Source organism: Pseudoalteromonas sp. SG44-8 (genome assembly GCF_014164125.1).
Classification (GTDB): domain Bacteria; phylum Pseudomonadota; class Gammaproteobacteria; order Enterobacterales; family Alteromonadaceae; genus Pseudoalteromonas; species Pseudoalteromonas rhizosphaerae.
The window spans coordinates 1-12165 of the sequence record NZ_JACJEQ010000009.1 but is presented as its reverse complement, the minus strand read 5'-3'; the positions used below and the strand labels follow the sequence as shown (position 1 = coordinate 12165).

At 41.1% G+C, this 12165-nt stretch carries 9 protein-coding genes; 5 read left to right on the top strand and 4 right to left on the bottom strand.

What is annotated here, in order from left to right; translation table 11 throughout:
* Positions 1 to 145: 145 nt before the first annotated feature.
* Complete coding sequence (locus tag H5163_RS09385; protein ID WP_182734988.1) at positions 146 to 682, top strand: sugar O-acetyltransferase; 537 nt, start codon at positions 146 to 148, stop codon at positions 680 to 682.
* 172 nt (positions 683 to 854) lie between these two features.
* Here H5163_RS09385 and H5163_RS09380 read toward each other — a convergent pair whose 3' ends face one another.
* Genes H5163_RS09380 through H5163_RS09370 form a run of 3 tightly spaced genes read right to left on the bottom strand, consistent with a single transcriptional unit; the run spans position 855 to position 5228 of the window.
* Positions 855 to 3257, bottom strand: coding sequence for an ABC transporter permease (locus tag H5163_RS09380; RefSeq protein ID WP_182730665.1), 2403 nt, complete (start codon positions 3255 to 3257; stop codon positions 855 to 857).
* A gap of 1 nt (position 3258) precedes the next feature.
* Positions 3259 to 3963 carry an ABC transporter ATP-binding protein gene (locus H5163_RS09375; RefSeq protein ID WP_182730664.1) on the bottom strand — a complete coding sequence of 235 codons (705 nt, stop codon included), beginning with the start codon at positions 3961 to 3963 and terminating at the stop codon, positions 3259 to 3261.
* Between the two features lie 11 nt (positions 3964 to 3974).
* Positions 3975 to 5228 (bottom strand): efflux RND transporter periplasmic adaptor subunit, encoded by a 1254-nt coding sequence (locus H5163_RS09370; RefSeq protein WP_182734987.1) that lies wholly within the window; start codon positions 5226 to 5228, stop codon positions 3975 to 3977.
* Positions 5229 to 5453: 225 nt separating this feature from the next.
* Here H5163_RS09370 and H5163_RS09365 point away from each other — a divergent pair, with 225 nt between their 5' ends.
* Both H5163_RS09365 and H5163_RS09360 read left to right on the top strand, forming a co-directional pair.
* A complete protein-coding gene (locus H5163_RS09365) occupies positions 5454 to 6851 on the top strand; it encodes a sigma-54 dependent transcriptional regulator (RefSeq protein ID WP_182734986.1) in 1398 nt (465 codons plus the stop codon).
* Between the two features lie 2 nt (positions 6852 to 6853).
* Complete coding sequence (locus H5163_RS09360; RefSeq protein ID WP_182734985.1) at positions 6854 to 8170, top strand: PAS domain-containing sensor histidine kinase; 1317 nt, start codon at positions 6854 to 6856, stop codon at positions 8168 to 8170.
* Here H5163_RS09360 and H5163_RS09355 read toward each other — a convergent pair.
* Positions 8167 to 9447: an acyltransferase gene (locus tag H5163_RS09355; protein WP_182734984.1), complete on the bottom strand. Its 1281-nt coding sequence runs from the start codon at positions 9445 to 9447 to the stop codon at positions 8167 to 8169. The two genes, H5163_RS09360 and H5163_RS09355, sit on opposite strands and share 4 nt — an antisense overlap.
* A gap of 182 nt (positions 9448 to 9629) precedes the next feature.
* On the opposite strand from H5163_RS09355, the gene H5163_RS09350 reads away from it, so the two are divergent.
* Positions 9630 to 10493: a LytTR family DNA-binding domain-containing protein gene (locus tag H5163_RS09350; RefSeq protein WP_182730743.1), complete on the top strand. Its 864-nt coding sequence runs from the start codon at positions 9630 to 9632 to the stop codon at positions 10491 to 10493.
* Positions 10494 to 10559: 66 nt separating this feature from the next.
* Positions 10560 to 11831: a LysM peptidoglycan-binding domain-containing protein gene (locus tag H5163_RS09345; RefSeq protein WP_182734983.1), complete on the top strand. Its 1272-nt coding sequence runs from the start codon at positions 10560 to 10562 to the stop codon at positions 11829 to 11831.
* Positions 11832 to 12165: the final 334 nt, after the last annotated feature.

Genomic DNA, 12165 nt, shown 5'->3' with positions numbered 1-12165 from the left:
CAGTCGCCGAGTATTTATAAACATCACCCGACTTTAATTTATTTTGCTTAAAGTCGGGTTTCATTGGATCACAACGGGTAATCCCGTTTGGTTAGCAGTCAATTTTGTTTTATTATCAATACATACTCATTAACTCCCTAAAACGATGACTCATCTAACTAGATTCAATAGCCTAGAAAAACCACTGATTGAGCAACGCAAAGTCGCCCATGAGACTTGTCGCTTGTTTGCAAAAAGTCCCAGCAAAGGAAATTTAAAACGCATTAAGAGTTTGTTTACAGTGTGTGGTGAAGGAGTGATCATTGAGGCTGGCTTCCACTGTGACTATGGCTCGCAAATGCAAATTGGTGATCGTACTTTTATAAACATTAACTGCACTATGTTAGATGCGCCAATTAATGAAGGAGCCATAAGCATTGGCGACGATTGTTTAATCGGCCCGAACGTTCAGCTTTTGACAGTCTCTCATGCAGTTAATCCCATAGAGCGGCTCAATAAAGAAAACTTTGCAGCACCTATAACCATTGGCAATAACGTATGGATAGGCGCAGGCGTTATTGTACTTGCAGGTGTTAGCATTGGCGATAATGCTGTAGTAGGCGCAGGGTCTGTCGTCACCAAAGATATTGCAGCAAATACTGTTGTTGCAGGTAATCCCGCAGTGAAAATTAAAGATATTTAAACAGCACGACTCAAGTTTTCGAGCATATAAAAACTCGGCTTAACCTCCTGTCGCGGGATAAACCCGCTACTGCCTCCCCCCTCAAATTGTTGGTCGTCATTTATAACGAAAAGAATATACAAAAGGCCTATCGATGTTCTGATAGGCCTTAAGTAGGGTTCTGTGCTAGTTATCATTCATACCTTAATGTTAACGAAGGTCTTGTACTGGCGGCTTTAAAAGCAAGACTGGCAACTGTAAGCCAAGTAATAGCAGCCACGCTTAGTGCAGCAATTAAGTAAACCCACATAGCTTGATCAACACGCTCATTAAAATTAGCCAACCAATCTCCTACCAGCCAATAAGTAAGCGGATATGCTATGGCCACACTAACCACGACTAAAATCAAAAACTCTTTCGCCAGTAGATTCATAATACTGATGCGTGATGCGCCAAGCACTTTACGCACCGCGACTTCTTTTTGGCGGCGTAATACCGAGAATGACGCTAAACCAAAGGTCCCCACACACGCTAAGAAGACAGCTAAGCCAGAGAATAAAGTGACAAACTCAGTGGCACGTTCATCATTACGATAAAGCGCACGATAATTGTCAGCCATCATTTCTATTTTTGGGTCATAAATATCAAGTGTTTCGGCCAAGATGCTAGCAAGCTGTGACTTTATATGCGGGAGCTGTGTTAAATCCAGATTAACGATAATTCTACCAACCCAACTGCTGGTGTAACCGCAAATGAAGATGGTTGAGGGCTGCGTATCTTTAACGCTGCCTACTTTTATATCTTTAACGACGCCAACAATCGTTATGGTAAGTTCTTGGCCGTAACCTGTGTCTGTGCGCCAAATGCTACCAATTGCATCTTCTGCAGTTACATAGCCCGCTTGTTTAGCTAAAGATTCGGTCAATATTGCTGACGCGGTAGCTTGAGTATCACTGACTTTATTAAACCAATCAGCCCCCATTTTTGCACTAAAGTCACGCCCAGCTACCAGTGATAAATCCAAAGCACTCACAGCATCATTACCCACACCAATAAAGGGTAAAGTTTGTTTAGTAAACTGACCGTTATCAGCCGTAAATGTACGAGACGAGTTATAAGCACCGGTTAGTGAAATATCTATTACGCTGGCTTGTTTCACACCATTAATAGCGTTAATGCGATCTAACAGCACATTGTTTTGGTTATAGAATATATCTCCTGCGTCAATATCACTGATCATCAGCTTGCCTTCTTTTGCGTAACCAACAGGGAGTGACTGCAAATGTGCCAGCTGCTGTTGTAACAATAAGGCGGCAATGATCAGTGCGACCGACAACGCAGACTGTAAAACTAATAAACTTTTTCTAACGGCAATGGCTGTGCGGCCGCGTTGCATGTCACCACTAAGTACACGCTTAGCACTAAACGCCGACATAAACATCGCAGGATAAATCCCTGCAAGCAAACCAACCAATAAGGTAACAACGGCAATTGCTGCACCTAAGGCTGAGCTGTAATTAAGCGCTAGCTGACGATCAACTAATTGGTTAAAAGCTGGTGTTAATAATTCAACCAACATGCATGCTATCAGTGCTGCAATAACGGTTATAAGTAATGACTCAACTAAAAACTGGCAAACAATTTGTGTCTTACTCGCACCAAGAGCCTTACGAACACCGACTTCTTTTGCGCGCTTTGCAGATTGCGCAATACTCATATTGATAAAGTTAAAAGCCGCTAGCAGTACTAATAAAATACTCAAACCAATACAAATACGCAGCGTTGAAAGCGAGCCATTCATTTTCATTTCAAAATTAGAGCTTGCGGTTAAATGCAAAGCAGTTAAGGGGTGTAATGTAAGCTGGGCTGAATCATACTCAGAATCTTTATAAACAACTTCTCTATAGCGATGCTCAATAGCTTTAGCAAGCTTGCCAACATCAGCGTCAGGAGTAACCCGGATATATGTATAGCCATTGTTATTTTGAAAGTTATTATTTGCAGGTGGCTCTTTAATTAATGCTTGAAAAAAGAAGTGCGTATTATCAGGTAAATCAGAAAACACAGCACCGACTTGCCAACGTTTATTTCCCTGTATTAAAGTTTCACCAATAATAGCTGTGCTACCAAAAATCCGTATTGCATACTGCTCGCTGAGTGCAATCATATTTGGCGTTGCAAGTACTTTTGCCAGATCCCCAGCTGCAATATCGATATTGATAAAATCAGTCACGTTACTACGCGCCGCAAGCACATTTTCTAATTTGTAACCAACGCCATCACGAACAAACTCAGAGCCTGGCGGAACCAAATCAAGTGAGAGTATGTCTTCAATTTCAGCCATGTCTTTAAAAGACGCGATCACATCTTTATTGACAACTGGTGCTCCCATTCCAAGTGATGGGAAATATTGATATACACGATACACGCGATCAGCATTAGGTTGCTGTTCATCATAAGAAGCTTCATTAAAGGCAAACATGGCCACTAAAATAGCCGCAGCTAAACCAACACTTAAGCCAATGATGTTAAGTAAAAAATGTTGTTTTTGCTGTTTAAATGCCCGTAGGGCTGTCACTAAATAATTAATAAACATGTTAAGCAACCTCAGCAGCGCTTTGCTGCACAACATTCGCTTTGTCAAGCATCACTTGGCCGTCGAGTAAGCGTACTAAACGGTCAGCATATGCTCCTTCTTTCTCTGAGTGGGTCACCATAATTACTGTGGTGCCTTCGCGGTTTAGCTCGCGCAACATAGCCATGACTTCATCACCATTTTTAGAATCGAGGTTACCGGTTGGCTCGTCGGCTAAAATTAGTTTAGGATTAATCACTAATGCACGCGCCACGGCTACCCGTTGCTGCTGACCACCCGAAAGCTGCTGTGGTAAATGCTCGCCTCGGTGATCAATGCCTACGCGCTTTAAAATGGCTTCAACGCGTTGTTTGCGCTCACTTTTTGATATTTTTTGATACTGTAATGGTAGCTCTACGTTCTCAAATACAGTTAGCTCGTCAATTAAGTTAAAGCTCTGAAATACAAAACCGATTGATGCTTTACGTAGCTCCGACAATTGCTTTTCGCTGTACCCTGCGATGTCTGTTCCAGCAAAATCAAAGCTACCTGCACTTGGTGAATCCAACATACCTAAAATAGACAGCAAAGTTGATTTACCACAGCCAGATGGCCCCATAATCGCTAAAAAGTCACCTTCGTTTACGGTTAAGTTAATGTTACTTAGCGCTGTTGTTTCAACATCTTGAGTACGAAATACGCGGCTTAAATTAGTTAGTTTGATCATTGTTATTTTCCTTAAAATTGTAGTTGCTGTGCTTTATCAAAGTTACTGTAGCTAGAGGTAATCACTTGCTCCCCAGCATTGAGCCCTTCAAGCACTTCAAAATAGTTTTGATTCTTTTTGCCTAAGCGAATATCACGACGCACTGCTTTATCGCCGCCTTGCTCAATAACATAAACCCAGTTACCGCCCGAGTTGGTAAAAAAGGCGCCACGTTTAAGCAGTAGAGCATTGTTTTTGTCACCCCCCAGCATTAACTCAATATCAATGCTTTGCCCGCGCTTAATGCTTTTGGTATTACTTGGTAAATCCACTTCAATTTGAAATTGCGACTGCTGTACGCGGCTATCAATTTTGCTCACCTTGGCGTTCACTGTGCCGCTTTCAAGTTCAATCATCACGGTCATGTCACGCTGTACTTGGTTTAAATAAAACTCATCAAGGCGTACCACTAATTTATATTCATTTGGAATATCAATTTGGCCTAATCGCGCGCCACTGTTTTTAGATTCACCAATTTCCACATCAAGCTCGCTTAGGTAGCCTGAAACAGGCGCTTTGATTAATAAATTGTCGAGATTTCGACGCGCAAACTGCAGGTTTTTTTCAAGCATTTTAGCGCTGTCTGATAACTGTGCGACTTGCACCTCACGGATTGAGTTTTCTTGCTTTTGGCGCTCAAGCGTGAGCTCTTTACGAGCGTGGTAATAATTTAAATCTTCTTCTAACTCTGCAAGTTGCTCCTGCGCTAATACGCCACTTTTAACCAAAGGTTTAGTTTGCTGTAAACGACGGGTGAGGTGCGTAATTTTTAGCTCTATTTCTAATAAGTCACGGCGTAAATTTAACCGGCTGGTTTCCATAGTCATTTGCGTATTGCGTAAAAAATTTAGCTGCTCAGTTACTTGGGCTTCGCGACTCATTACATCTAGTTGTAAGTTGGTATTGCTCAAACGCACTAGTGGTTGGCCTTTCTCAACATATTCGCCTTGCTCCACTAAACGCTCCTCAACTTGCCCACCGGCGATGGTATCAAGGTAAATACTGGTTTTTGGTACCACTTGACCGCGTAAACTTAAGGCATCTTTAAATGCACCTTGTTTCACCGTGCTAACGGTTAAGCTACTGCGTTCAATATTCTGGCTACGACCTATATTACCTGTTTGTGTAAACCCATACGCAGCGGCAGCAACACCCAATGCCAATGCTGCAAAGGTGAATTTCTTTAAATACTTTTGGGTAAATGAGCGTTCTATTTTCTTATCCATGTTGGCCACCTTGATACAGGTTTAATAAACTAATTACCGATAGTTATTACAAACGCTGTGCCAACTTTATTTAACATTAAAATTCAATACCTTATAATTAAATGAAATTATTATTATGTTTGTAGTGTCCGTTAATAGAACACTTTTTTATTTTATAAACGTCCATTTATGGACACTGTTCCTTTTTTGTTTTAGGCTAAATAAAACTCTATAAAAATAAAAATCATGAAACACACAGGCTCGCTTTTAATTGTTGATGACAACCCCGATATTCTAATCGCCGCACGGTTATTACTAAAGCAGCATTATCAAAGCGTTAAAACCACTGACAACCCATTTGAAATTGCAGGCATCATTAACGAGCAACGCAAAGCTGATCAGCCAATTGATGTGATCTTACTCGACATGAACTTTACCCAAGACTCCATCAGCGGCAAAGAAGGTTTTTATTGGTTAAAAAAAATCATCGAGCAAGACGCTAATATCGTTGTTTTGTTAATGACCGCCTACGGCGACATTCAACTCGCGGTGGATGCTATTAAAGCAGGCGCATCTGATTTTATTGCTAAACCTTGGCAAAACGAGCAACTACTTGGCGCTGTGGCGGCGGCTTTTTCACATGCTAAAGACAAACAGCAAGTGGGTAAGCTTACCCGTCAAAAGGACGGCCTTAATCAAGTACTCAATAATCAGCCATTTGAGTTTTTAGGTCAAAGCGCCGCTATGCAGCAGGTATTCACCACCATTGAAAAAGCCGCACAAACTGATGCCAATATACTGATCACCGGCGAAAGCGGCACAGGTAAAGAACTCACCGCGCATGCCATTCATCAAGCAAGTATGCGCCATAATCAAACCTTTATGAGTTTAGACATGGGTGCTGTGGCACAAAACCTATTTGTAAGTGAGCTATTCGGCCATAAAAAAGGCGCATTTACCGATGCCAAAAGCGATCGAATTGGTAAATTTGAGCTCGCCCAAGGCGGTAGTTTATTTTTAGATGAGCTGGGTAATTTACCCCTAGAGCATCAAGCTAAACTGCTTGCTGCATTACAAAACCGCAAAATTACACCTGTTGGCGGCAGTAAAGCAGTTGATATTGATATCCGCCTAATTTGTGCCACTAACGACAATCTTGATCAAGCTGTCGCCGAGGGGCGTTTTCGCCAAGATTTGTTATACCGAATAAACACCGTTGAAATTCGCTTACCGGCTTTACGTGAACGCAGTGATGACATCCCAATGCTAGCAGATTATTACCTCAATCATTTCGCACAAAAGTACAAGCGCAACTTAACCATAAAAACACATGATATGAGCTTACTTTGTCAATATGCATGGCCAGGCAATGTCCGCGAGCTTGCTCATGCTATTGAGCGGGCTGTTATTTTAAGTGATGGCGATAATCTTGATGTTAGCTCAGTGATTGGTAGTGCTGGTACTACTAATCATACAACCACCAATGACAACGAGGCATACGACACCTTTGATCTTGAGATACTCGAGCAGCGCACTGTGCGTGCAGCGCTAACACATTACCAAGGTAATGTTAGCCATGCGGCCAAAGCCTTAGGTTTAACGCGTGGTGCTATGTATCGCCGTCTTGAAAAGTATGGGCTATAACAATGCGCCCTCATTTATTATTAACTATTAATATTGTGGCACTTATTAGCGCCAGCGCACTCGTTAGTTATCTATTACAAAGTAATGGGCTTTCAGCAACTTCGCTGTTAACTATATTAGTCACTGCGGCCTTGATAACGCATATTTTTACGCTCTTTAAGCGCCAACAAAAACAAGCAGAAATGGTGATCCGCGCCTTAGCCAATGGCGACAGCACCTTAGGTCTTGGCCAACAACATCCAATGCGCCAACAATTTGAGCAAGTAAAAACGCAAATGCAAACAGCACGCTTTAATGCCGAACAACAAGCGCAGTTTTTGCAAGCACTGCTTATTCATGTTGATTTAGCGGTTATGGTATGTGACGACAACGGCAAAGTGATTGAATCAAACCCAGCAGTCAGCAAACTACTGGGTAAAAGCTTCCAGCATCTACGAGAATTAGGCGCTGTTGGTGAACTAATTTTGAACGCCAAGAACAATATGCGAAGCACCACCTATTGGCAAAATGGCGAGCAGCACGACACGCTTTCTATCCAACTCAGTATCGCCGAAATACAAGGCAAAGTGCGTCGCGTAGTAAGCCTACAATCAATTCATGACCAACTACAACTCAAAGAACAACAAGCTTATAAGCGCTTAACTAAAGTACTTACGCACGAAATTGCCAACTCTATTACCCCGCTTTCATCGTTAGCTGATACGTGCAGCAATTTACTGCCACAAGAACTGTGTTTTATTGATATTGAAGATAAACAAGACTTACAGCTTGCACTAAGCACCTTAGCATCAAGAACGGCACATTTAGGCGACTTTATTGCTCGTTTTCGCCAAGTTAGCAGCTTACCTAAACCTAATTTAGCGCCTGAAAATTTAGCCGATATGCTAGCGCGTATTGTCACCTTGCATCAACAACAGTCGCGTGAGCTGCAAATCAATATAGAACTTACAATTAAAAGCCAGCAATTAGTGATGCTAGACAGTAGTCAAATAGAGCAAGTATTAGTAAATCTTATAAAGAACGCATTTGAAGTGCTAAGCAGCAACAAAAAATATAACGCGCAAAGCCCCGCTCAGCCAAACATCAAGCTCAGCTTGGCACAAAACGCCAGCCAACAACTCTATGTTGAAGTGAGCGATAATGGCCCAGGCATCAGCGAACATGTGGTGGATATGATCTTCGTACCATTTTTTACCACTAAACAACAAGGATCAGGTATTGGCTTGAGCCTATCAAGGCAAATTATGCTCAACCACGGCGGTGATTTAATTTATGTACCAAAACCACAAGGCGCATGCTTTAGATGTGTGTTTGGTTAAATTAACTTAAAGATCAGTGGGCTTACCAATATAAGCCCGCAACCAAAGCCTGCTTTAACTTGCCATGCTTTATATTTACCTGTGACTTTAATCCCTATAAATGGGCTTAATAGATCGACACGGCGAACAGCAATAAATACCAGCCAACAAATAATGAAAGTGAGGCTGAGTATAAATAATGGCTCCACCAAACCACCTAATTGCAGTTCAGACAAATAAAAGGCTAAGCCAATAATCACACTTTGATGTAATAAATAAAACGGAAATACGGCTGAGTTTAATAACGCTAATTTAGGGTGATCGTGATTCAAAAAGCGTTTTGCTAATGCCAGCATTAACATCACACCCACTAACCGTTGCGCGGTATACAGCATATCCATGCTGGTAATTTGCCATTGGCTCGTAGCTGGGTTTTGCCAAATCATGTGATAACCCAGCACGACAACTAAATAACCTAAAATGAATACCACTAATAACGCCTGCCAGTGACGTAGCAGTTGGCTGTAAAATGCAGGCTGCCAAGCAAGCAAGTAACCGTAAAGTAAAAACAACGCGCCCATGGGGTATCGGAATGTATCACTCGGCCAGCTCAGTTTTAAAATACACAGCGGCAATAGCAATACAATAAAAACAATAACTAACGATCGCTCACATAAACGCGTCATTATTGCTTGCACAGTAGCGTGATGAAGCAGCGGTATCATTAACACCAGCAATAAAGTAAATTGCCATAACGAACGCAAGTACCAAAGATGGTTTACATCAACATGTGGCCAAATACCTGCTTGGTAGTGATTAAATAAAGGGTTAGTTAAATCAAAGAACTGCTGGTAGAACTGCCAAAAGCTCATAGCTAAACCAACCTCTTGGCTCATTTGCGCATAAAGCTGAATCGGCACTATAAACCAAATGCCAAACAATAAAGGCAGTAATATTTTTACACTGCGCGTAATTAAAAACATATCTAAACTAAAGCGCGCAATAATAAAGCGCAGCGCTACTCCTGAAATAAACCAGATTAGTCCCATTCGCCACGGTGACAGTAACAACATGACATTTTCAACACTGCTAGACAAATACTGGCTTTTAAAATGAAATCCCCAGTTTTGGCTGTATAACATGCCGGTGTGATAAAAAATTAATAAACCAAACGCAATCACCCTTAGCCAATCAAGATCATAACGGCGCTTTGGCAGTTCATCATGCTGATTAAATACATTTAGCCATGGCTGTAATAGCGTACGTGTTGTGTTTTTAATTACTATTTTAAGTTTCATGATAGTTTTAGCTTACGACTAATTAATAACAAATATGAACAACACTCTGCGTTAAGCAATCAGAAAAGGCTGATAAAACAGTCAGTAGGGATAAGCGGTGGATATCAGGGATGATAAGTTTGGTGATCTATCACTATCTTGCTAGTCTAATTATGGTCTTTTAAAGAGTAACAATAATAATGATCTCCTTAACGCATTTTCAGCGCTACCAGAGATGGTATGCGGCATTATTTTTATCTAGTTATATTTTTATCAACAATACTATTAATGCCAGCTCAAACATTATGGAAGCCCAGCGAGATGGCGAACTCCCATTTATGATCTGGGAGCCGTTTGTATGGGAATATTCCAGCGCTATTGGCACCTTGTTGTTGTTTCCCGCTTTAGTTAGGCTATTAAAAACCCAGCCTTTTAATTGGCAAAAAATCCCCCGCTCATTACTGCTATATCTGCTGGCAAGCATTGCTTTTTCGTTATTGCATATTGGCATTATGGTCACCATTCGCAAGCTCATTTACACCGTACAAGGCATGTATTATGACTTTGGTTTGGTCTGGTTTGAATTACTTTATGAATACCGCAAAGACTTGTGGGGGTTCTTATTTTTAATTGCTGTTATTAAAACCTATCAATATGTAGTGAGCCAATTAAGTGGTGAAGCAGCACCGATCAGACAAGGCGAAGATACGCCTGAAAATTTAAATTTCGATAGACTACTGGTAAAAAAACTGGGAAAAGAATTTATTGTCCGCGTAGCACAAATAGACTGGCTTGAATCTAGCGGTAATTATGTAAATCTACATATTGATGCAAGAATTTACCCGTTACGTGCAACTATGAGCCAACTTATAACTCAGTTAGAACCGCAAGGGTTTTGCCGTATTCATCGCTCCCATGGCGTTCGGTTAGATGCGATTGAATCAATCACGCCACTACCGAGCGGAGACAGTGAAGTAAAACTTACAACCGGCAAAGTACTTAACTTATCGCGTCGCTATAAAGAGCAATTTAAGGGACAGTTAAATTCAACTACAAGTCATTCTTAACTCACGCTATGTTAAGCTAGCCTGATTTAAGTTAACCGCATTTATATTTTCGGAGTAGTTTAGTACGTGTCTTTAAATCGATTTATCCGAATTCTGCCATTGATTGTTATTTTATCCGGTTGTGAAACCACACCCGAAAAACCATCTTCACAACCTGATATTAAGGCTAACCCAAATATTGTTGTTAAAGAACAAAACGAAAATATTGAGCAAATAGCTCCCTTAAGTCCTCAGGAACTCGATGATGTGTGGCAACGCATCCGAGCGCAGCTTACATTTTCCAATTCTAGCCACCCAGATGTGCAACAACGCATTGCATGGTATTTATCTCACCCAAACTATATGGATGAAATTAGTCGCCGTGCTGAGCCTTACCTTTATTATATTGTCACAGAGGTTGAAAAACGGAACTTACCCATAGAATTAGCGTTAATGCCGCTAATTGAAAGTGACTTTGATGCCAGTGCCTATTCGCACAAGCATGCATCTGGGCTTTGGCAATTAACGCCTGCCATTGCTAAGTACTTTAAGGTAAAAATTAGCCCTTGGTACGATGGCCGCCAAGATGTGATCGACAGTACCCGCGCTGCTCTGGATTTTATGGAGTACTTATACAAACGCTTTGATGGTGATTGGTATCACGCTATAGCAGCCTATAACTTAGGTGAAGGCCGTGTACTTAGAGCGATCAGCAACAATAAAAAGCAAGGTAAACCAACTGACTTTTTCAGTTTAAAACTCCCTCAGCAAACCAGTCAGTATGTACCTAAACTACTTGCTGCGGCACAATTATTAAAAAGCCAAAAAATGGCGTTCCCTGCAATAGCAAATAAAGATGCAATTGCCAAAATAGCCATTTCTGGCTCAGTTATTTTAGATAATAAAGCCCAATGGCAACAGTTAGAGCCCTTAAACTACGGGGTCATTCGCTTTCCGGCGATTATTGATGCACCGCATCTCGTCGTTCCTGCTAGTGAGCGAAAGCAATTTGAGACTATGATTGCTGATCAAGATTCTAACGACTACAGCCAATGGCAACATTATACAGTTAAGCGTGGCGATAGTTTGAGCGTGATCGCTAAGCGCTACAAAGTAACTGTAAGCCAACTAAAAGCATTTAATAATTTGAAAAATAGTACCATACGTATTGGTCAAAAATTAGTGCTACCGCAGTTAGCCGATACGCAAATAGAGCATAAGGTTAAATCTGGCGAAAGCTTGTGGAAAATAGCCAACCATTACAAAGTCAGCATCACTAAGCTAAAACAATGGAACAGCCTTTCAAGCGATCGCTTAAAAGTAGGCGATAAGCTAACCGTATTTTTATCAGCAAGTTAATAACATGAACGCTGGATAATAAGCCTATCTTAAGCGGCTATATGCAATGCTAACTGTGTTAGGCCTGAATAATTAAAGGGCTGCAATCATGCAGCCCTTTGCAAACAGTGATTAATCATCAGCTTGTGATTTAGTGTGGTACCAATTTACTGTGCGGGTCAGCATCATAATCAAACTCAGTACCACAAATACCAATCGTGTTAAGTTATTGACCATTTATAGCGACAGATAAATACAGTGATAACAAGGCGTAAATTTTGACATGTAGTTGTTCTACTTGAAAAAATTATAACGCAGTTAGCGCTTTATTTAGCTCGCTAGAATGGTTAAATAT